This window comes from Hymenobacter artigasi (assembly GCF_012275535.1).
Classification (GTDB): domain Bacteria; phylum Bacteroidota; class Bacteroidia; order Cytophagales; family Hymenobacteraceae; genus Hymenobacter; species Hymenobacter artigasi.
Genome location: NZ_JAAVTK010000009.1, coordinates 50688 through 71263 on the forward strand (window position 1 = coordinate 50688; position 20576 = coordinate 71263).

A 20576-nucleotide genomic window follows, 5' to 3' on the forward strand; every position below is an offset into this window, starting at 1 on the left:
GGCCGCTGTTATTTTCTTACTAACCCCTGATTACCATGCCCATCATCGTCCGCCTCGACGTTATGCTGGCCCGGCGCAAAATGTCGCTCAGCGCCCTGGCCGCCGCCGTCGACATCACCCTGGCCAACCTCTCCATTCTCAAAAGCGACAAGGCCAAGGCCATGCGCTTCTCCACCCTCGAGGCCATTTGCCAGGCCCTGGACTGCCAGCCCGGCGACCTGCTGGAATACGTGCCCGGCAACGGCCCCATCGCCCACTCCGATGACGGCTAATGCCAGGAATTCGCCGCCAGACTGCTGCTGTGCCATAATTTCTCCATTCACCTAATTTCCGCCTCCTTCCATGAAAACCCCTTTTTTCTGCTCGTTTCTCGCGGCTTCGCTGCTGCTCCAGGTGCCGGCCACTCAGGCCCAGAACGTTTCCAAACAGCTCGATGCGCTGGCCACGCAATATGCCAAAGCCGGCCAGTTCAACGGCACAGTGCTGGTGGCCGAGCACGGCAAAGTGGTGTTTGCCAAAGGCTACGGCCTGGCCAACCGCGAGTGGAACCAGCCCAACGCCGCCGATACCAAGTTCCGGCTGGGCTCGCTCACCAAGCAGTTTACCTCAATGCTGGTGATGCAGCTGGTGGAAAAAGGCCAGCTCCGGCTCGATGCCCCCATTAGCACCTACCTGCCCGATTACCCCAAAGCTACCGGCGACAAAATCACGCTGCACCACCTGCTCACCCACACCTCGGGCATCCCGAACTACACGGCCCAGCCTGGTTTTGAGGCCATTAGCATTCTGCCTACTACACCGGCAGCTTTCGTCCGCACGTTTGCCGGGCTACCGCTCGATTTTGAGCCGGGCACGGCATTTCGGTACAGTAATTCCGGCTATTTCCTGCTCGGGGCCATTATTGAGAAAGTAGCGGGCAAGCCCTACGCCCAGGTGCTCACTGAAAATATCCTGCAGCCGCTGCACATGCAGGACACCGGCTACGACCAGTCCGATATCATCCTGCCCAGGCGCGCCAGCGGCTACGACCACACCCCAACCGGCGTTTACAATACTTCCTACATCGATATGGCAGTGCCCTACGCGGCTGGCTCGCTCTACTCCACCGTGCTCGACCTCTATAAGTGGGACAAGGCCCTGTACACCAAACAGTTGCTGTCCGAAGCCGGCAAAGCCCTGATGTTCAAAGCCTACAAAAACAACTACGCCTACGCCTGGACCAATTCAAAGGCCGTAATCGGCCCGGACACGGTGACGCTGCTGGGCCACAGCGGCCACGTCAACGGCTTTGGCACCTACCTGCTGCGCACGCCCAAAGACCACAACCTGGTGGTAGTGCTTGATAATGAGGGTGGCCCCGCCGTGCAGGAAGTGAGCCTGGACCTGTTGCGCGTCCTCTACCACCGCCCCACCACCGGCCCCAAACCGGTGCCCCCGGCCCCCAAACCCATCGCCGTGGACGCCGCCACGGTAGCGCCCTACGTGGGTAAATACCAGCTGTCGCCCACGTTTTTTATTACCGTGAAGGCCGAAGGCAGCCAGCTCTCGGCCCAGGCCACCGGGCAGCAGCCGTTTGTGCTGGTGGCCACGGCCCCCACCCGCTTCACGGTACAAGGCGTACCGGCCGAAGTTGAATTCGTGAAAAATGCCAGCGGGACGGTCGAAAAGCTGATTCTGCACCAGGGCGGGCAGGATTCGCCGGGGGCCAAAGTGGAATAAAGAGCATCTCGCCGGCCAAATCTGCGTACAGATTTGTTCCACCAACCCTTTTCCTGCCCTATGGATACCCTAGCCGCCGGCGTCACGCAGCTGCGCATTCAGCGCTTCGTCAATGTTTACTTCGTCGAAACCGGCACCCCCGGCGAGTGGGTGCTGATTGATACCGGCCTGCCCGGCAGCAAGAAACCCATTCTCGCCGCCGCTGATAAGCTGTTCTACCCGGGCTCCCACCCCGAGGCCATCATCCTCACCCACGGCCACCTCGACCATATGGGTGCCGCCAAAGAGCTGGCCGACCACTGGAATGTGCCTATCATCGTGCATCCGCTGGAGCTGCCCTACGTGACCGGCCAGGCCCTCTACCCGCCCCGCGACCCCACCGTGGGCGGCTCGCTGGCCTTCATGAGCCGCTTCTTCCCCACGCAGCTCCCCAACCTCGGCAACCGGGTGCAGGCCCTCGACGCCGACGACCCCAGCACACCCCACCTCATGGCCTGGCAGTGGCTGCACGTGCCCGGCCACGCCCCCGGCCAGCTGGCCTTCTTCCGCGAAGCCGACCGCGTGCTGATTGGGGCCGATGCCTTCGCCACCACGCACCACGACTCGATACCGGCCGTACTGCTCGGCATTCCCAAAATCAGCCGGGCCGGCACGCCGTTCAACTACGACTGGGAGGCGGCCCGCACCTCGGTTCAAACCCTGGCCGCGCTGGAGCCCAGGGCCATTGGCTGCGGCCACGGCCCGGTTATCATCGGTTCAGAAGCAGCCGCCGGCCTGCACCAGCTAGCCGATAATTACCCCGTGCCCGCCCACGGCCGCTACGTGCACGAGCCCGCCCGCACCGATTCCAGCGGCGTAGAACACCTCCCACCCGCCCCAAAGGACAAGCTGCCCATCCAGGCCGCCATCATTGGCGGGAGCCTGTTGGCAGCCGGAGCGGCGTGGCTGCTCACCGGCGGCCGGCGCAAAATCAAGAAGTCGAAAGCTTACAAAAAGGCCTACAAAGCAGCCAAAAAATCCGGCAAGCACCAGCCGCCAACTCCCCCGCCACTCTACCGGAGCGGGGTGGGGAGTTGATAGTTAAGAGTTAGGAGTTGATAGTTAGGAAAGCTCATTTGCAACTCCTAACTATCAACTCTTAACTCCTAACCCTTAACTCTTAACTTTCCCATCGCCACTCCTGTCAGATAGGCGGTGATGATGGTGGCGGCTAAGCGGGCGGTCTGGTTGTCGCGGTCGTAGAGCGGGTTTAGCTCGACGATTTCGAACAGCCGGACCGCTTCCTTTTGGCCCGCCAGAAACGCGGCTTCTACTGCTTGGCGGGGGGTGAAGCCGTCGGCGCTCGGGGCCGATACGGCCGGGGCAAAGGCCTCGGCGCAGCCATCAATATCGAAGCTCACGAAGGCGGGCCCGGCGGCAGTGGCGCGGGCCAGGGCGCGGCTGGCATACAGTTCCATGCCAGCCTCTTGCACATGGGCCAGCGGCACAATATGGGCCTGCTGCTGGTGCAGAAACGCAATATCTTCCCGGGTATTCAGGTTGGAATGCAGGCCGATTTCAGTGAACCGCTCACCCGATAAAAACCCTTCGCGCAGCAGCCGCCCAAACGGCGTGCCGCTGCTGATTTCGGGCTTGTCCTTCACATCGGCATGGGCATCGAAGTTGATGCCGCCCACCGGCCGCCCCTCATTGGCATCAAACAGGCCGCGCACCGTGGAGTAGGTGCCATCGTGCGAGCCACCCAGCACCACCACGCGCGGATACTGGCGCAGCAGCTGGCCCAGCCGCTCCCGAATGCGGGCGTGGTTCTGAACGTGGTCGGGGTGGCGCAGGTCGAGGTTGCCGGCATCGGCAATACGCAGATTATCAAGGCTTATATCGTGCTCCAGATTATAAGTTTTGTGGTAGCGGCGCAGCTCGCGTCGAATGGCGGCGGGCGCACCAGCCGCACCGGCCCGCCCGCCTTCCAGCACCGTACCGAAATCGAGGGGCAGGCCCACGAGGCACACGTCGGCTTCGGGCAGTTCGGCGGCGGGGCGAATAAGGTCGCGGAGGAAGGTAGGCATGGGGCCAAAAGTAGCAGAGACGCCCGAATGGGAGGCCCGTATTGTTTCGCTTGTTGTCCAATGGCGAGCCGTTGCGCCGGGTTTAGGTAAGGAACAGATTATTTCGCCCAGATTCCTCCAGCGCCGGAATAACCATTACCGTGCTACCCGGTACATCCTTCGATAAAGCTCCGGCAGTTCCACCTGTATTTTCCAGGCACTGTCTTTGCCCCAGAGCCAGCCACTCTTCACTGGCCCAAGTCCTGCCCGGGACTACCTTCGACGGACATTTTCGGGTGCTGCTTATTTATTTACCGCTATGTTTTTTCGTTTTCCGCTGCCTTTGTCCGCCGTCGCTGGTTTGCTCCTGGCTTTGCCAGCGCGGGCGCAGGCTCCGGCCCCGGCCGCCCCATTGTCTCCGCCCACATTCTACACCACCTACCGCTACACGGCTTATACCGTGTACGATACCACCAGCCTCGACCCGCCCACCCAGGTAAGCGGCGTGGGCGGCACGCTTGCCCTGCGACCGGCCGGCACCTACGAAAAGCGCCTGACCTTTCCCGGAAACGATGGCCCGATGCTGTTCCGCCAGGATGGCACCTTCGCCCTGGCCGGCGACAGCATCAGCTTCGCCTTTGAGGATAAAAAGGGGGCCGACGTGCAGCGCGGCACCTTCCGCTTCGACCCCGCCACCCGGCACCTCACCATCACCATCCTCGGCTACCCGGCCGGCAACCGGGGCGTGTACGAGCTGGAGGCGACGGAGCCAATTGCCCCCGCCCCCATTCCGCGCCCCAAAGCCCGCGGCAAGCGCCGCCCCTGAAGCCAATCGCACCCCACGCATTTGGCTCCCCCCGCGCCTTCTGGCTAACTTGCGGCCCGTATCGCCGGGATAGGTTTCGGCGAAGCCCGCGCAGCTCCGGCTTCGTACCCCCAACACTCATTCATTCAGTTACTCAGTCACAGCAAATGGGACGCGCATTCGAATTTCGCAAAGGCCGCAAAATGAAGCGGTGGGATAAAATGTCGAAGGACTTTACCCGCATCGGCAAGGAAATCGTGATGGCCGTGAAGGAAAACGGCCCCAACCCCGACTCCAACGCCCGCCTGCGCGCCGCCATGCAAAACGCCAAGGGCGTGAACATGCCCAAGGACCGGGTAGAAGCCGCCATCAAGCGCGCCAGCAGCAAGGAGGAAAAAGATTACGCCGAAGTGGTGTACGAAGGCTACCTGCCCCACGGCGTGGCCATCGTCATCGAAACCGCCACCGACAACCCGACCCGCACGGTAAGCAACGTGCGCCTCATCTTCAACCGCAACGACGGCACCCTGGGCACCGCCGGCAGCAGCGACTACACCTTCACCCGCAAGGGCGTGTTCAAGCTGGCCGCCGAGGGCCTCGACCGCGACGAGCTGGAGCTGGAGCTGATTGACTTCGGTGCCGAAGACGTGTACGAAACCGTCGAGGAAGACGAGCACGGTGCCGAGCACAAGTTTATCGTGGTCGAGACGGCCTTCACCGATTTCGGCCAGATGCAGAAGGCCCTCGAAGCCCAGGGCCGCCACGCAGTAAGCGTGAACCTGCAGCGCGTACCCAACATCACCGTCGCCCTCAACGACGAGCAGCTCGATGAAATCATGACCATCATCGAGAAATTCGAAGACGACGAGGACGTGCAGGCCGTGTACCACACCGTGGGCTAAGGCGGTTTGTCATGCTGAACGCAGTGAAGCATCTGGGTAAAAGTCATTGGACGATTACACCGGATACTTCACTGCGTTCCGCATGACAGGCCCCCTCCATCAACCTTCCTCCTCCGCTATGTCCTCTCCCGCCCGCCCCCTTGCCTACCGTCCCGGGCTGGATGCCGTGCGCGCCGTGGCCATTCTGCTGGTCGTGGTGGGCCACTGGACGCTGCCGTCCTTCCCCATGAGCCTGATGGGCAGCATGACGTTTTTTGTGCTGAGCGGCTATTTTATTTCGGGTATCGTCTGGAAAAAGGAGGTGTATGTGGGCGCGCCCGGGCGCTGGGAGCGGCGGCTGGGCGTATTTTTCCTCCGGCGCCTGATACGCACCCTGCCCCCCTACTATATGTCGGTGGCGCTGGGGTTTGCGCTGCCGCTCGTCACGCTGCACCAATACCCCGGCTGGTTTCTGGTGCCGGTTTCCAACCTGCTGTTCTACCGGTTGCAGCACTGGGGCGAAGGCGTGGGCCACTACTGGACCATGGCCGTCGATGAGCAGTTTTACCTGCTGTGGCCGGTGCTGCTGGCCGTGGTGCCCAAGCGAACGCGCTGGCTGCTGCTGGTAGCCGCCTGTGGCCTGATTTTTCGCATTGCCTGGAGTACCTGGGTACGGCCCAGGCTGGCTTTTGCGCTGCTTCCCGGCTGCCTCGATTTATTCGCGGCCGGAGCCATTCTGCGCCACGTCGAGCAGCTGCCGGTGGTGCGGCGGTTTGCCCATTTCCGCTGGGTAGCGCTGTCCTGGCTGGCCTGGAGCGCCCTTTGGGGCATCCTCTACCTCACGGAAATGCACTACGTTTGGCTGCTCATCTATGGCAGCGCCGGTTGCGTGCCCGCCGTAATCACCCTCAACTGGGCCGTGCACCAGGCCACCCGCCCCGCCCACGAAAAGCCCGTGCTCACCGCCCTGCGCTGGGTGGGCCAGCGCAGCTACGGCTGCTACCTCTACCACCTGATGCTGCCGGTATTCTACCAGCGAGCCATTTATCACCTGTTTGCCGCCCCCGAAACCCGCAAGCTCTGGCTTGCCCCAATTCCAACCGTGATGCTGCTACTGCCCGCCATGCTGCTGCTGGCCGCCGCTTCCTGGCACTGGCTCGAAACCCCGCTCAACCATTGGAAAAACCGGCTGGCTTACGATTGAAGGCGTAGCGACACACGTTGCGTCTATATATCGCCAGACCGACTCTCTAAACAGCTTCACTAATAGCCCAGCGCTCCAGCGCGCGTTTTTTGGGCGGCATTTCGTTCAATTGTCCGGTTTCGGCCTTCCATTCTGGCCAGTTGCCATCCCGAAAAGGCCCGACAAAACCTCCTACATTTGGCCTGCCAACCCAGCACCCCGGCCTTATTCTCCGCCTCCACCGCCCATTTCCTACTACTATGCTCAACTATCTCATCAATTCTTTCAAGCGGAAAATGGCCCGCCGCATCACCCAAAAGCACCCCATGGTGCTCGATACGTTCACCATTCCCGGCATCGGCAGCGGGCAGGTGCAGTTTGCCAACTGGGAAAATCCGCTGGTTGAGAAGAAGATATTCACCAAAGAGACGGTCGACTTTTTCAAGAAATTCCTCCACCCCGGCGACTTCGCCATCGACATCGGGGCCAACATCGGCCACACCACCGTGCAGATGGCCCTGGCCACCGGCCCCACCGGCCTCACCCTTGGCTTCGACCCCAATCCCTACGTCTTCGAAATCCTGCAGCGCAACGCCGCGCTCAACCCCGAACTGGTCCGCATCGGGGCGCACAACCTGGCCATTTCCGAGCAAGACGACGAGTTCTACTACAACTCCTCCGAAGCTTCCTTCAACAACGGCGGCATTTCCAAAACGCCGACCAACAAACACGGTAAATACTCCCTCAGCACCAAGATAAAAGGTGTTAATCTCGAAGGCTTTCTGGAAAAAGAATACCCCGATTTCCTCCAGAAGCTCACGCTGATTAAAATCGATACCGAAGGCTACGACAAGGAAATTATCCGCTCCATTTCCAGCCTCATCACCAAATACAAGCCCGTCATCATCTCCGAATGCTTCGGCAAGAACTCCGATGAGGAAAAATTCGAGCAGTTCAACCTGCTCGAATCCCTGGGATATTCGCTGTTCTATTTCACCGACTTTGTCGCTACCACGGAGATTATCCCCATCAAGCGCAAGGAGGAAATGCTGAAATACAAGCACTTCGATTTCTACGCCACGCCCAACGCTTAAAAGCAATAGGTAAGTCCTTGCGCAGAAGTACTCGTAAGCTCCGGTCTGACCGCCCTAGGCGGTCTGACCGGTTGTCGTGAGAACGAAATCGGGGGTGCTTCAACCGGTCAGACCGCATAGGGCGGTCAGACCGGAGCTTACGGGCACTTGTACTTGGCTATTTAGAGCAGTTTTCAGGTTCGTGTACACGTAGCGCGAACTACAAAGTTCGCGCTACTGCCTGCTACATGAGCTGTACACAAATCCGAAAACTGCTCTAACACCAATAAAAAGGCCGCCGCTGAAATTTCAGCGGCGGCCTTTTTATTGACATTTGACCAATTAGCTAGTCCACATTATCGTGCAGAAACCGGTTATCGCCCAGCAGTTCATTATCGTCCGATAAGTTGAAGCGGGAGATATTCTGGGCCGAGCTGGGCTCCACGTTCTCCAGCTTCACCTGGCGGCGCAGGTAGGCGGGCGTATCATATTGGCTCACCGCCTCGGGCGGCAGGCCGTTGCTCAGCTCCTGCAGGCGGCGCCGACGCTCCAGCGCCTGAGCATCCATGGCCGGGCGGGGACGGTGAGCATCCGGACCAGCGGCGGGCGCAGGCGCAGCGGCGCTCGACGTGAGCACGGGTTCCGTGGGCGCGCTGGCCGGGATGCCAGCCAGCGGCGGCGCGTTGTGCGCCGAAGGGCCGTTCAAATCGTGCAGCACGCGGGCCGGCTCCGGCGCACCGAAGCTGGGCACGAACGGGGCCGAAGTAGCCGATGCGTTCGAGGTAGCCTCCGGCTTAGGCGTTTCGGCCACCGGGGCCGGGGCCACGATTGGCTCGTGCGAGGTGCTAGCCGCGCCCATGGTGGGCGTAGTAATGGAGTGTGCGTCGCGGGCAAAACCCGTGGCAATCACCGTCACGCGAATGCTCTGGCCCAGCGTATCGTCGATGCCGTGGCCGAAAATCATCTCGGCGTCCTGTCCGGCTTTTTCCTGGATGTACTCCGTGATTTCCGTCAGCTCGTCCATTTCCAGCTCGTGCTCGACGCCCGACATGATGGAGAGGAGGATGCGCTGCGCGCCGTGAATGTCGGTGTTGTTGAGCAGCGGCGAGTTCAGGGCTTCCTCAGCGGCGCGGCGGGCGCGGTTTTCGCCTTCGGTCACGCTGCTGCCCATTACGGCGGCCCCGCTGTCCTTCATCACCGTTTTCACGTCCTCAAAGTCCACGTTCACATCGGCCGTTACGGTGATGATTTCGGCGATGGACTTGGCGGCCGTGGTCAGCACAGTATCGGCTTTGGCGAAGGCGGCGCCCATCGTCAGGTTGCCGTAAATCTGCGGCAGCTTGTCGTTGAGAATCACCAGCACCGTGTCACAATGCTCACTCAGCGCCTTGATGCCTTCTTCGGCCTGCTGGCGCTTCTTCTTGCCCTCAAACATGAACGGGGCCGTCACGATACCTACCGTAAGGATGCCCAACTCCTGCGCTACCTGCGCAATCACAGGGGCAGCACCAGTACCGGTGCCACCGCCCATACCGGCCGTGATGAAGAGCATCTTGGTGCCCTGGTTCAGCAGGTCGCGGATTTGCTCCTTGCTCTCGATGGCAGCCTGACGGCCGCGCTCGGGCTTGGCGCCCGCGCCGAGACCTTCGGTGAGGTCCACGCCAATTTGCAGCTTGTTGGGCACCGTGGAGCTTTGCAGCGCCTGGTGGTCGGTGTTGCAGATGATAAACTCCACGTCCTTGATGCCCTGCTTGTGCATGTGCTTCACGGCATTGGAGCCACCGCCGCCAACCCCAATCACCTTGATGATGGACTTGCTCTGGGCGGGAATATCGAATTTGTAATTCATATTTTTGAATTATAAATTATAAATTATAAATTATAAATCATGAGTTGACCTGGTTCATTCGGCCAATTCATAATTCATAATTCATAATTTATAATTATTTCCTAGTAGGATTTATCGTCGTAATCGTCAATCAGCAGCCCTTTGGTGCGGGAGATGATGTCCTTGAAGAAGCGGCTGGCGGCACCGGGCTCCTTGGCCTTGGCGGGCTGCGGCGCAGGGGCCGCCGGCGTAGCAGCCACCCGGGTTTCTACCGGCGCGGGCGCGGCCTGGGCTACGGGCGCAGCGGCGGCGGCGTAGTAGGACGGCACGGCTACCTGCTCCTCTTCGTAGCTGGGGCGCGTCACCTGGCGCTCGTCGAGCGAGTGGTAGCCCGACAGCACGAGGCCCACGGTAGTAGCGTACATCGGCGATTTTACGGCTTCAATGCGGCTCTTGCCGAGGTGCTGGTTGGGGTAGCCGATACGGGTATCGAGGCCGGTGATGTATTCGGTGAGCTGCTCCAGGTTCTGAAGCTGCGAACCGCCGCCGGTGAGTACGATGCCCGCCGACAGCTTGTCGTGCAGGCCCATGCGGTAGATTTCGGCGTACACCAGCTCCATGATTTCCGACATGCGGGCCTCAATGATGTAGGCGAGGTTTTTCAGCGAAACTTCCTTGGGCGGGCGGTTGGGCAGGCCGGGGATGCTCACGATTTCGTAGTCGCTGGCTTCCTGGGCAATGGCCTTGCCAAACTTCACCTTCAGCTGCTCGGCCTGGCCGGGAGCCACGTTGCAGCCGGTTTTGATATCCTGCGTGATGATGTTGCCACCGAAGGGCAGCACCGCCGCGTGGCGGATGATGCCATCCTTGAACACCGCCAAATCGGTGGTGCCGCCCCCGATGTCAATCAGGGCCACGCCGGCCTCCTTCTCCTCCTCCGAGAGGATGGACATGGAGCTGGCGAGGGGTTCGAGAATCAGGTCGGCGATTTCGAGGCCGGCCTTGGTCACGCACTTGTTGATGTTGTTGATGGCCGTGCTCTGGGCCGTGATGATGTGGAAGTTGCCTTCCAGGCGCACGCCTTCGTAGCCCACGGGGTCGGAAATACCTTCCTCGTAGTCCACTTTGTAGTCCTGCGGCATCACATGGATGATTTGCGAGCCGGGCTGGGTCACGAGGCGGTACATGTCCTGCGTAAGGCGCGCCACGTCGTCCGGCCCGATGGTGTCGTGCGAGTTGCGCGTGATGCTGCCGTTGTGCTGGAGGCTCTTGATGTGCTGGCCGGCAATGCCGACGTTTACCACTCCAATGCTAATTCCGGACTGTTCTTCGGCCTGCCGAATGGCCCGTTTGATGGCGTCTACGGTCTTGTCGATGTTGAGCACGATGCCCCGCGAAACCCCTTCGGACACGGCTTTGCCCATGCCCAGGATTTCGAGTTTGCCGAACTCATTTTTGCGGCCCACCAGGGCGCAGATTTTTGTGGTACCAATGTCGAGCCCGACGACGATTTTGTCTTGTTGCATAGGATGCGGTGCTGGCGAGCAGTGAAGAAGCGGTGGGTTGGAAGTGAAATTTTTTGACCTAATGGCCTATTTTTCAGCGAATTGCTATTCGCAAATAATCTGATTTTGATATTCGACGTTTACGCGGTGGTACGTGTCCCACCCCAAAACTGACGGAATTTGACGGTAAAATACCATAAGCTTTGCGAATTTCTCCGAAATATTTTCGGGGAGCCCGAATTCAATACGTTGGTCGCCCACTTGCTGCGTGAACGACATCTTACCGCCGGGCTCAATAAATACCTCCGAGACCTGCGCTTTCCAGAATTCGTGCTCATCCACGTAGCGCAAAAACTCCAGGTAGCGGCGCCCGGTGCTGTCCTGGAAAAATCCAGTTGGCAGGCTGCCGCCACCGGGCCGCGCCACCATGGCCACACGGGCCGTGAACAGCGGTGACAGTGGCAGGGCGTGCCCTTCCGCATCGACGTAGGTATCGAGGCGGGTATCGGGGTGCGTGAGGCGGGCAATGGGGCGGTTCTGGCGCACGTCGGCGTGCAGATTGCCGGCTAGGTCGCGGTACACCTGGGCGTCGCGCACGAAGGGGTGCGCCTTCAGGCGGGCCTCCAGCTCGCGCAGGCGCGGGCCCTCGGGCTGGGTGCCCAGCACGGGCTCCTTGCCACCCTTGGTGAGCAGGGCCGTGACGCCGCGCTCGGAGATAAAATAATTATCGAACTCGTTGGCAATGTTCACCTTCACGGCATCGACCGAGCGATTGGACTGGCGCACGGCGGCGAAAGCGCCCAGGGCACCCAGCACCAGCAGGCAGGCGGCGGCAACGAGTAAGTTTCTAACGGTGCGTTCCAAAAGGTGGAGTGGTGGGGTTGTGGGTTGGTGGGTTATTCTCGTTTGTCATCCTGAGCGCAGCGAAGGACCTTATCACGTTCGCATCGACAGAGTTACTGCGAGTTGTACTTCGGTGATAAGGTCCTTCGCTGCGCTCAGGATGACCGACGATTTATGGTTTTACTTCCAGCGCTCCGTCAGTATCAGTTTGAGCTGCGGCACCAGCGTATCAATATCCCCTGCGCCTACCGTGGCCAGCACGTCGAAAGAAGTGTCGGTTTGGGCGGCGGCAAGGGCTTGTTCTTTGGTCACGAGGGCTTTGGTGGGGGCGGTGATTTCAGCCAGGAGCATTTCGGAATTTACGCCGGGTAGCGGCTTCTCACGGGCGGGGTAAATATCCAATAAAAACACCTCATCTGCAATACTTAAGCTCTTGGAAAAGCCGGCGGCAAAGTCGCGGGTTCGGGTGAACAGATGAGGTTGAAAAATGACGCGCAGGCGCTTGGTCGGGTAGAGTGCCCGCACCGAACGCAGGAAGGCTTCGATTTCGCGTGGGTGGTGGGCATAATCATCTAAATAAACGTTTTCGGGCGCAGTCACCACGAATTCAAACCGGCGCTTCACGCCCCGATAGGCCGCCACACCGGCGCGGAGCGGCTCCTCTCCTACTCCCTGTAGCTGGGCTACGGCGGCGGCGGCCAGCATGTTTTCGACGTTGTGGAAGCCGGGAACGGCAAGTTCCAGGCCAGGCACGGTGCTTTCGGGGCGATGCAGGTCGAAATGGAAGCGGTGGCCCTCGGCAGTGATGTTGGCGGCGTACAGCTCGGGGCCCTGCTCGGGCGAGAGGCCGTAGCGGATGACGCGGGTGCCGGGCGGCACGGCGGCGGCCACGCTGGCATCGGCGGTATGGTTGAGAAGCAGGGTGCCGCCGGGCTTAATCTGGGCCACGAACTGGCGGAACGAGTCAATGAGGGCCGACTGGTTGCCGTAGATGTCGAGGTGGTCAGCGTCGGTGCTGGTCACAATGGCTACGTCCGGAAACAAGGTCAGGAAGCTGCGGTCGTACTCGTCGGCTTCGACCACGATGGGAACTTGTGCGGTAAGCTTTAGCTTGCCGTCATCCGCCGATGCTTCGTTTTCTGCATCTTCCTTCTGATTATCAGACGGCAAGCTAAAGCTTACCGCACTACTGCCGGGCAGCAGCAGGTTGCTGCCCAGGTTCACCGAGATGCCGCCCAGGAAAGCCCCGCAATCCACTCCCGCGTGGTGCAGCAGGTGGGCCACCATGCTGCTGGTGGTGGTTTTGCCGTGGGTGCCGGCCACCGCGATGGTGTAGCGGCCCTGCGTAAGCACGCCCAGCACCTGGCTGCGCTTGCGGATATCGTAGCCTTCGGCCCGCAGCCAGGCCCACTCCAGGCTATCGGCCGGGATGGCGGGCGTGAGGACGACCAGCGTCTGGGCGCGGTTTTCGCGGATTTCGGCGGGAATATTTTCTACCGCGTCGGCGTAGTGAATGGCGATGCCTTCAGCAGTGAGGGCGCGGGTGAGGGGCGTCTCGGTTTTGTCGTAGCCGCTCACCTGGTGGCCGTTGGCGCGGAACCAGCGAGCCAGGGCCGACATGCCGATGCCACCAATGCCGAGGAAGAAAACGTAGGGAAACTGGTTCAAGGGATTGAATTAAAAATTATGAATTAAAAATTAAAAATGAATAGGCAAAATGCTGTCGCCGTACTTTTTGGAACACCATTTTTAATTCATAATTTTTAATTTTTAATTAATCGAAGCAGCTCGTCCACAATCGTCACAGTTGCGTCGGGGCGGGCCAGCTCGCGCACGCGGCTACTGAGCTGGTGCTGACGCTCAGGGTCGGCGAGCAGGCGCAGGGCTTCGTCGTAGAGGCGGGCGGGGGCGTGCTCGTCGGTGATGAGCACGGCGGCACCTTTGCTGACCAGGGCCAGCGCGTTCTTGGTCTGGTGGTCTTCGGCTACGTTGGGCGAGGGCACCAGGATGCTGGCCTTGCCGGTGAGGCACAGCTCGGACACCGACAGCGCCCCGGCGCGGCTGATGACGATATCGGCGGCGGCGTAGGCCAGGTCCATGCGTTGGATGAACTCCAGGGCGTGGAGGCCGGCGGCCTGGTCGGCCTGCTGCTGGGCTTCGGGGAAGTAGAGCTTGCCGGTTTGCCAGAGCAGCTGGACGCCGGCTTCGAGCAGGCGCGGCAGCGCGGCGGCCGTAGCCTGGTTGAGGGTGCGCGCGCCGAGGCTGCCCCCAACGACCAAAATGGTTTTCCTGTTCGGGTCGAGGCCGAAGAAGTGTTGGGCTTCGGCGCGGTCGCCGTGGGAAATTTCGGTGCGGACGGGGTTGCCGGTGAGCACGAGCTTATCGGCGGGAAAGAACTTCTCCATGCCATCGTAGGCCACGCAGATGCGATTTACGCGCTTGGCCAGCAGCTTATTCACGAGGCCGGCGTAGGAGTTTTGTTCCTGAATAAGCGAGGGAATAGCCCGCGAAGTAGCGGCCAGCAGTACCGGGGCCGAGGCGTACCCTCCCACCCCCACCACGGCATCGGGCCGGAACTCTTCAATCAGCCTCCCGGCCTTGCGCACCGAGCGAATTACCCGCAACGGAAACATCAGGTTCTGGGGCGTGAGGCGGCGCTGCAGGCCGGTGATGTCGAGGCCCACGATTTTGTAGCCGGCCTCGGGCACGCGGGTCATTTCCATGCGGCCGTTGGCTCCCACGAAGAGGATTTCGGCATTAGGGTAGCGAAACCGAATTTCGTTGGCGATGGCCACAGCCGGAAAAATGTGCCCGCCTGTACCGCCGCCGCTGATGATGATGCGCAACGGCTCGGTTGAATTCACAGCCATATAATTTGATTCTTCAAGTTTCCAGCGCGTCAATGGAACGCCAAACATTTCCAACGCAAATTCCTGAGCGTCTAATTCGGTGTCCTGGAGGTAATCAAACTGAGTGCTTCCGTTGAGGTAACAGTACAAATAAGACCCTACCCCTGATGAGTCATTCTCAATTTCAAACCTTATTCCACCGTACTCGGCGGCCAGCACTTGCCGAGGTTTCATTAGTAGCTGACCGATACTTTCGGGATGCGGGCCGTGTCTTCCGGCTCGCCGGTCATGGGGCGAATTTCGCGCTCACCCCGGCTTACGGCCAGGATGATGCCGATGCTGATGCCGGTGAAGATGAGCGAGGTGCCACCCATGCTCAGCAGCGGCAGCGGCAGGCCGGTGATGGGGCCCAGGCCCACGGCCACGCCCATGTTCACCAGCGCCTGGAGCACGAGGCTGAAACTGAGGCCCGCCGAGAGCAGGCCGCCAAACGCGCCGTAGCTGTTCATCACCGTTTTCAGCCCTCGATAGAGAAAGGCGAGGTACAGGAACAGGATAACGAAGCCGCCCAGCAGGCCATATTCTTCGATGATGACGGCGTAGATAAAGTCGGAATACGGGTGTGGCAGGATGTTGCGCTCGGTGCTTTTGCCCGGGCCTTTGCCCACAATGCCGCCCGTGGCAATGGCGATGTAGCTGTGCTCCAGCTGAAAGGGCGTTTTCTTGGTCTTGTCGGTGAAGTTGGTTACGCGCGACATCACCGTGCCCAGGCGCTGGCCCGCCGCCAGGCCAATTCCGCCCAACACCACGAAAATGCCCACCATCACGGCCATGTGCCGAAGCGGCACCCGGCCGATGAACATCAGCAGCATGCAGGTGGCAAACAGCAGCAGCGCTGTGGAAGCATTACTGAGAATAATAAGGCTGCAAATGGTGCCCACCCACAGCATCACCGGCAGCAGGGTCGATTTGAAGTCGTCGAGGTGCTGCTGGCGACGGCTGAGCATGCTGGCCAGGTGCGAAATCAGCGCCAGCTTGGCCAAATCGGAGGGCTGGAAGGTCTGGTTAATCACTGGAATCGTCATCCAGCGCGAGGCCCCGTTGGTTTCGCCGCCCATGAAGAACGTGAACAGCAGCAGCGGCACCGAAATCAGCAGGGCGTAGAGCGACAGCCGCGAGTAGTGCCGGTAATCGATGCGATGGGCCAGCCACATGAAGAGCAGTCCCATCAATATCAGGCCCGTATGCTTCAGGAGGAAGGCTTCGGTATTGCCGTTCATCTTCTTGTAGGCCAGCGTGCCGGTGGCCGAATAGACCACGGCAATGCTGATGAAGGAGAATAGCAGCACGATGGCCCACAGAATGGGGTCGCCTTTGAGGTTGCGTTGCAGCCAGTCTTTCATGACAATGGGTGAATGAGTGAATGGGCGAATGCGTGAATGTTATCCGGTGGGTGAATGGCAGAATGGGCAAATGAGGGGGTGGTGATTTTGCATTCACTCATTCACCCATTCGCTCATTCACGCATTGAATAAACTGCTGGCCGCGGTCTTCGTAGTTTTTGAACAGGTCGAAGCTGGCGCAGCAGGGCGAGAGCAGCACGACGTCGCCGGGGGCGGCGAGGGCGGTGGCGCGGGCCACGGCATCGGCCATGCTCTGGGTTTCAAGTACCTGCGGGATGATGGGGTCGAAGGTGGCGCGGAGCTTGGCGTTGTCGACGCCAAGGCAGACGAGGGCTTTCACGCGGTGTTCGGCCAGGTTGAGCAGGCTGCTGTAATCGTTGCCCTTGTCGGTGCCGCCGGCAATCCAGACGATGGGCTGCTGAATGCCGTCGAGGGCGTACCAGGCGGCCTCCACGTTGGTGGCTTTGCTGTCGTTGATGTAGCGCACACCGTTGATTTCGCCCACTGACTGCAGGCGATGGTCGGCGTTGTGGAAGGTGGCCAGGGCGGCCTCAATCTGCGCGGTTTCAAGGCCGGCCACGCGGGCGGCGAGCACGGCAGCCAGCGTGTTCTGGCGGTTGTGCTGGCCAATGAGGGGCGAGTTGGCGGTGCTTACCTCCTCGGTTTTGCTGTAGTAGCCGGGCAGCAGGTCCACGCACATCAGGTCGGCGGTTTCGTAGTAAGCCGCCAGGTGAATATCGGGGCGGTGGTGCAGGCTGAACGGCATTTGGTGCACCGGCCGCAGCGCCGACTTAAAGTACCGCTGAATATTCTCATCATCCGCGTTGTAGATGAAGGTGCCTTCGCTGTCCTGATTGCGCACGATGCGCAACTTGGCCTGCGCGTACTGTTCCAGCGAGTAGCCGTAGCGGTCGAGGTGGTCGGGGGTGATATTGAGCAGGATGGCAATCCAGGGCTGGAAGTCGTGGGTGTCATCGAGTTGGAAGCTACTGAGCTCCACTACGTAGTAGTCGTGCTTATCCTCAATCACCTGCTCGGCCAGCGAGTAGCCCACGTTGCCGGCCAGACCCACATTCAGGCCCGCGCTTTTCAGCAGGTGATGAATAAGCAGCGTGGTGGTGGTTTTGCCGTTGGTGCCGGTGATGCAGATGCACCGGGCCCTGGTATAGCGGCCGGCCAGCTCAATCTCGGAGATAATTGGGGTTTTCTTCTCGCGCAACGCCTGGATAACCGGCGCTTTCTCCGGAATGCCGGGGCTTTTTACGACTTCATCGGCCGTCAGAATTTTATCCAGCGAGTGCTGGTTTTCCTCGAATTCGATGCCGGCTTCGGTGAGCTGCTGCTTATAATCGGGCTGGATGGGGCCGCGGTCCGACACGAAGACGGTGTGACCTTTGGCCTGGGCCAGCAGGGCCGCGCCCACGCCGCTTTCGGCCGCTCCTAGAATGACAATGTGCATAGGGGAAGTAATTTCTCGCTGAGGTCCGCAGAGGGTTTCGCTGAGGTTCGCAGTGGACGAGCTCCGCGAACCTCAGCGGAATCCTCTGCGAACCTCAGCGAGAAAGATAATTAGCGCAATTTCAAGGTAACCAGGGTAATAACTGCCAGCATGATGCCGACAATCCAGAAGCGCGACACGATTTTTGACTCGTGGTAGCCCAGCTTTTGGTAGTGGTGGTGCAACGGCGACATGCGCAGCAGGCGGCGGCCCTCGCCGTACTTGCGCTTGGTGTACTTAAACCAGCCCACCTGCACCACAACCGACAGATTTTCAATGATAAACACCCCGCACAGAATCGGAATCAGCAGCTCCTTGCGCACCACCAGGGCCAGCACCGTAATGATGCCGCCCAGCGTGAGGGAGCCCGTGTCGCCCATGAAAACCTGCGCCGGGTAGCTGTTGTACCACAAAAACCCGATGCAGGCTCCCACGAAGGCCGTGCAGAAAATAACCAACTCACCAGAGTCGGGAATAAACATGACATCCAGATAATCAGCCAATAGCGCGTTGCCGCTCACGAAGGCAAAAATGGCCAGGGTAATACCGATAATGGCTGAAGTACCGGCCGCCAGCCCGTCGAGCCCATCGGTGAGATTGGCCCCGTTGCTGATAGCCGTAATCAGGAAGATGACGATGGGGATGTAAAGGAAGCCGTAGAGGCCGTTGAAAATCGTGCCCGCCGAGGCGAATAAGTCGCCGTAATTCAGCTCGTTGTTCTTCATAAACGGCACTGTGGTAATCATCAGGTGCACGTCTTTGAATATTTTACTGGCATCGACGGCCGAATAGGTGCCGTTCGGCAACAGGTATTCGCGCACCGTGATTTCGTTGCTATAGAACAGCACCCAGCCCACCGTAATACCCAGGCCCACTTGGCCCAGCACTTTGAAGCGGCCGCTCAGCCCCTCCTTGTTCTTGCGAAACACCTTGATGTAGTCGTCCAGGAAGCCAATCAACCCCAGCCACACCGTACTCAGAATCATGAGGATGATGTAGATATTGCGGAGCCGGCACAGCAAAATAACCGGCACCAGAATGGCCAGGATGATGATGAGGCCACCCATCGTGGGCGTGCCCTTCTTCTCGTTCTGGCCCTGCAGGCCTAGGTCGCGCACGCTCTCCCCAATCTGCTTACGTTGTAGAACTTTGATGAGACGGTGCCCGAAAATCTGGGCGATAAGCAGGGAAATAACTATCGCCAACCCGGCGCGGAATGTGGTGTACTGGAACACGCCGGTGCCCGCCAGATGGAAATGTTCGTGCAGGTAACGGAAGAGGTAATAAAGCATTCGGTAAGCGGTTCTTGGCGGATGTCGTCTGCCGGTCCGACCACCCTCGGCGGTCGGACCGGTTATTGGGCGAACGATGGCCGGGGGTTGTCGTTCGGGAATTGTTCTCGCTTCAATCGGTCAGACCGCCTAGGGCGGTCAGACCGGCAGGCGGCGCGTTATTTATTCAGTTCAGCAAAAATTTCGGCCAGAATCAGCTTGTCATCAAAAGGCATTTTCACGCCGCTAATCTCCTGATAATTTTCGTGGCCCTTGCCGGCGACCAGCACAATATCGTGCGGACCGGCCAGGCGCACGGCGGCTTCGATGGCGGCGCGGCGGTCGGGCACGGTCTGGACTTTGGCCGAATCGGGGGCCGTCACGCCGGCCTCCATCTGGGCCAGGATTTCGGCGGGGTCCTCGAAACGGGGGTTATCAGAGGTAAGGACGACTTTGTTGGAAAGCCGGGCGGCCAGATTGGCCATAATGGGGCGCTTGGCCGCGTCGCGGTTGCCGCCGCAGCCCACCACCGTGATGATGTGCTGGCTGGGCTGACGAATTTCGTGCAGCGTTTGCAGCACGTTTTCCAGCGCATCGGGCGTGTGGGCGTAGTCGATAATGCCCGTGATGCTTTGCTGGCCCGACAGCACCGGCTCGAAGCGGCCGGGCGCGGTGGTCAGGCCCGAGAGGATGGTGAGGACTTCGGTGGGGTCCTCGCCCAGCAGCACGGCCGCACCGTACACGGCCATCAAATTGTAGGCATTGAACACGCCAATGAGGCGGAACAGGATTTCGCGGCCGTCGACTTCGAGGTGCAGGCCGTGCACTTCATTGGCCACCAGCTTGGCGCGGAAATCGGCCGCCCCGCGTAGCGAGTAGGTGGCGCGGCGGGCCACGGTGTTTTGCAGCATCACCGGGCCGCGCTTGTCGTCGGCGTTGGTGAGGGCAAAGGCGGTTTTGGGCAGCGCATCGAAGAAGCCCTTCTTGGCCTTCAGGTAATTATCAAACGTACCGTGGTAGTCGAGGTGGTCGTGGGTGAGGTTGGTGAACACGCCGCCCGCGAAGCGCAGCCCCGTGATACGGTGCTGGGCCACGGCGTGGCTGCTCACCTCCATGCAGGCGTGGGTGCAGCCTGCGCCTACCATGCGGGCCAGCAACGCATTCAGCCGGATGGCATCGGGGGTGGTGTGGGTGCTGGGGATGACTTCCTCGTCAATCTGGTTCTGCACCGTGCTCAGCAGGCCGGCGTGGTAGCCCAGCTCACGCAGCAGCTTGTGCAGCAGCGTGGCGCAGGTGGTTTTGCCGTTGGTGCCGGTCACGCCAATCAGCGTGAGCTGGCGCGAGGGGTGGCCGTGAAACGCCGCCGCCACGTGGCCCAGCGCTTCGGCCGAGTCGGCCACCAGCACGTAGGTCGTGGCGGGGTTCAGCACGGCCGGCAACTCTTCGCAGATAACGGCGGCCAGCCCCTTCGCCACCGCGCCTTCGATGAACTTGTGGCCGTCGGTGGCCGTGCCGCGCAGGGCACAGAAGGCCACGCCCGGCCCGGCTTCGCGCGAGTCGAGGGTGAGGCCGGTGATGGGCACGTCGGTGGGGCCGTGCTGGGCGAGCACGTTCACGTCGGTAAGCAGGGAAAAGAGCGGCAGGGAAATCATGGGGGACTTTGTTCTGGCGGG

The 20576-nt window shown here is 60.5% G+C and carries 17 protein-coding genes; 7 read left to right on the forward strand and 10 right to left on the reverse strand.

Going from position 1 to position 20576, the window contains the following annotated elements; all coding sequences use genetic code 11:
* Window positions 1-35: 35 nt before the first annotated feature.
* From HBN54_RS14905 to HBN54_RS14915, 3 genes are all read left to right on the forward strand, one after another.
* Window positions 36-272, forward strand: a complete 237-nt coding sequence (locus HBN54_RS14905) for a helix-turn-helix domain-containing protein (protein ID WP_168674019.1) — start codon at window positions 36-38, stop codon at window positions 270-272.
* Window positions 273-342: 70 nt separating this feature from the next.
* Window positions 343-1719: a serine hydrolase gene (locus HBN54_RS14910; RefSeq protein WP_168674020.1), complete on the forward strand. Its 1377-nt coding sequence runs from the start codon at window positions 343-345 to the stop codon at window positions 1717-1719.
* 60 nt (window positions 1720-1779) lie between these two features.
* Window positions 1780-2796 (forward strand): MBL fold metallo-hydrolase, encoded by a 1017-nt coding sequence (locus tag HBN54_RS14915; protein ID WP_168674021.1) that lies wholly within the window; start codon window positions 1780-1782, stop codon window positions 2794-2796.
* Window positions 2797-2864: 68 nt separating this feature from the next.
* On the opposite strand, the gene HBN54_RS14920 is transcribed toward HBN54_RS14915, so the two are convergent.
* Window positions 2865-3785, reverse strand: a complete 921-nt coding sequence (locus HBN54_RS14920) for an arginase family protein (protein WP_168674022.1) — start codon at window positions 3783-3785, stop codon at window positions 2865-2867.
* A gap of 298 nt (window positions 3786-4083) precedes the next feature.
* On the opposite strand from HBN54_RS14920, the gene HBN54_RS14925 reads away from it, so the two are divergent.
* From HBN54_RS14925 to HBN54_RS14940, 4 genes are all read left to right on the forward strand, one after another.
* A complete protein-coding gene (locus tag HBN54_RS14925) occupies window positions 4084-4590 on the forward strand; it encodes a hypothetical protein (protein ID WP_168674023.1) in 507 nt (168 codons plus the stop codon).
* Window positions 4591-4736: 146 nt separating this feature from the next.
* A complete protein-coding gene (locus tag HBN54_RS14930; protein WP_168674024.1) occupies window positions 4737-5471 on the forward strand; it encodes a YebC/PmpR family DNA-binding transcriptional regulator in 735 nt (244 codons plus the stop codon).
* 118 nt (window positions 5472-5589) lie between these two features.
* Window positions 5590-6654, forward strand: coding sequence for an acyltransferase family protein (locus HBN54_RS14935; RefSeq protein WP_168674025.1), 1065 nt, complete (start codon window positions 5590-5592; stop codon window positions 6652-6654).
* Window positions 6655-6893: 239 nt separating this feature from the next.
* Window positions 6894-7727 carry an FkbM family methyltransferase gene (locus HBN54_RS14940; RefSeq protein ID WP_168674026.1) on the forward strand — a complete coding sequence of 278 codons (834 nt, stop codon included), beginning with the start codon at window positions 6894-6896 and terminating at the stop codon, window positions 7725-7727.
* A 325-nt stretch (window positions 7728-8052) separates the two neighbouring features.
* Here HBN54_RS14940 and ftsZ read toward each other — a convergent pair whose 3' ends face one another.
* From ftsZ to HBN54_RS14985, 9 genes are all read right to left on the reverse strand, one after another.
* A complete protein-coding gene (gene ftsZ, locus HBN54_RS14945; RefSeq protein ID WP_168674027.1) occupies window positions 8053-9555 on the reverse strand; it encodes a cell division protein FtsZ in 1503 nt (500 codons plus the stop codon).
* A 101-nt stretch (window positions 9556-9656) separates the two neighbouring features.
* Window positions 9657-11060: a cell division protein FtsA gene (gene ftsA / locus HBN54_RS14950; RefSeq protein ID WP_168674028.1), complete on the reverse strand. Its 1404-nt coding sequence runs from the start codon at window positions 11058-11060 to the stop codon at window positions 9657-9659.
* A gap of 84 nt (window positions 11061-11144) precedes the next feature.
* On the reverse strand, window positions 11145-11903 hold the full coding sequence (locus tag HBN54_RS14955; RefSeq protein WP_168674029.1) for a cell division protein FtsQ/DivIB: 759 nt from the start codon (window positions 11901-11903) through the stop codon (window positions 11145-11147).
* 159 nt (window positions 11904-12062) lie between these two features.
* Entirely contained in the window at window positions 12063-13550 is a 1488-nt protein-coding gene (locus tag HBN54_RS14960; protein ID WP_168674030.1) for a UDP-N-acetylmuramate--L-alanine ligase, read from the reverse strand.
* Between the two features lie 95 nt (window positions 13551-13645).
* On the reverse strand, window positions 13646-14752 hold the full coding sequence (murG, locus tag HBN54_RS14965; protein ID WP_168674031.1) for an undecaprenyldiphospho-muramoylpentapeptide beta-N-acetylglucosaminyltransferase: 1107 nt from the start codon (window positions 14750-14752) through the stop codon (window positions 13646-13648).
* Window positions 14753-14964: 212 nt separating this feature from the next.
* Window positions 14965-16134, reverse strand: coding sequence for an FtsW/RodA/SpoVE family cell cycle protein (locus HBN54_RS14970; protein ID WP_168674032.1), 1170 nt, complete (start codon window positions 16132-16134; stop codon window positions 14965-14967).
* 97 nt (window positions 16135-16231) lie between these two features.
* The gene (gene murD, locus HBN54_RS14975) at window positions 16232-17593 is read right to left on the reverse strand and encodes a UDP-N-acetylmuramoyl-L-alanine--D-glutamate ligase (RefSeq protein WP_168674033.1); all 1362 of its coding nucleotides are present in this window, start codon (window positions 17591-17593) and stop codon (window positions 16232-16234) included.
* 110 nt (window positions 17594-17703) lie between these two features.
* On the reverse strand, window positions 17704-18924 hold the full coding sequence (gene mraY, locus HBN54_RS14980) for a phospho-N-acetylmuramoyl-pentapeptide-transferase (protein WP_168674034.1): 1221 nt from the start codon (window positions 18922-18924) through the stop codon (window positions 17704-17706).
* 158 nt (window positions 18925-19082) lie between these two features.
* The gene (locus HBN54_RS14985; RefSeq protein WP_210428074.1) at window positions 19083-20555 is read right to left on the reverse strand and encodes a UDP-N-acetylmuramoyl-L-alanyl-D-glutamate--2,6-diaminopimelate ligase; all 1473 of its coding nucleotides are present in this window, start codon (window positions 20553-20555) and stop codon (window positions 19083-19085) included.
* Window positions 20556-20576: the final 21 nt, after the last annotated feature.

Bases quoted from the DNA above. Each gene is read 5' to 3' on its own strand.
- HBN54_RS14905 (WP_168674019.1), top strand. From the start codon at position 36: ATGCCCATCATCGTCCGCCTCGACGTTATGCTGGCCCGGCGCAAAATG.
- HBN54_RS14910 (WP_168674020.1), top strand. From the start codon at position 343: ATGAAAACCCCTTTTTTCTGCTCGTTTCTCGCGGCTTCGCTGCTGCTC.
- HBN54_RS14915 (WP_168674021.1), top strand. From the start codon at position 1,780: ATGGATACCCTAGCCGCCGGCGTCACGCAGCTGCGCATTCAGCGCTTC.
- HBN54_RS14920 (WP_168674022.1), bottom strand. From the start codon at position 3,785: ATGCCTACCTTCCTCCGCGACCTTATTCGCCCCGCCGCCGAACTGCCC.
- HBN54_RS14925 (WP_168674023.1), top strand. From the start codon at position 4,084: ATGTTTTTTCGTTTTCCGCTGCCTTTGTCCGCCGTCGCTGGTTTGCTC.
- HBN54_RS14930 (WP_168674024.1), top strand. From the start codon at position 4,737: ATGGGACGCGCATTCGAATTTCGCAAAGGCCGCAAAATGAAGCGGTGG.
- HBN54_RS14935 (WP_168674025.1), top strand. From the start codon at position 5,590: ATGTCCTCTCCCGCCCGCCCCCTTGCCTACCGTCCCGGGCTGGATGCC.
- HBN54_RS14940 (WP_168674026.1), top strand. From the start codon at position 6,894: ATGCTCAACTATCTCATCAATTCTTTCAAGCGGAAAATGGCCCGCCGC.
- ftsZ (WP_168674027.1), bottom strand. From the start codon at position 9,555: ATGAATTACAAATTCGATATTCCCGCCCAGAGCAAGTCCATCATCAAG.
- ftsA (WP_168674028.1), bottom strand. From the start codon at position 11,060: ATGCAACAAGACAAAATCGTCGTCGGGCTCGACATTGGTACCACAAAA.
- murG (WP_168674031.1), bottom strand. From the start codon at position 14,752: ATGGCTGTGAATTCAACCGAGCCGTTGCGCATCATCATCAGCGGCGGC.
- HBN54_RS14970 (WP_168674032.1), bottom strand. From the start codon at position 16,134: ATGAAAGACTGGCTGCAACGCAACCTCAAAGGCGACCCCATTCTGTGG.
- murD (WP_168674033.1), bottom strand. From the start codon at position 17,593: ATGCACATTGTCATTCTAGGAGCGGCCGAAAGCGGCGTGGGCGCGGCC.
- mraY (WP_168674034.1), bottom strand. From the start codon at position 18,924: ATGCTTTATTACCTCTTCCGTTACCTGCACGAACATTTCCATCTGGCG.
- HBN54_RS14985 (WP_210428074.1), bottom strand. From the start codon at position 20,555: ATGATTTCCCTGCCGCTCTTTTCCCTGCTTACCGACGTGAACGTGCTC.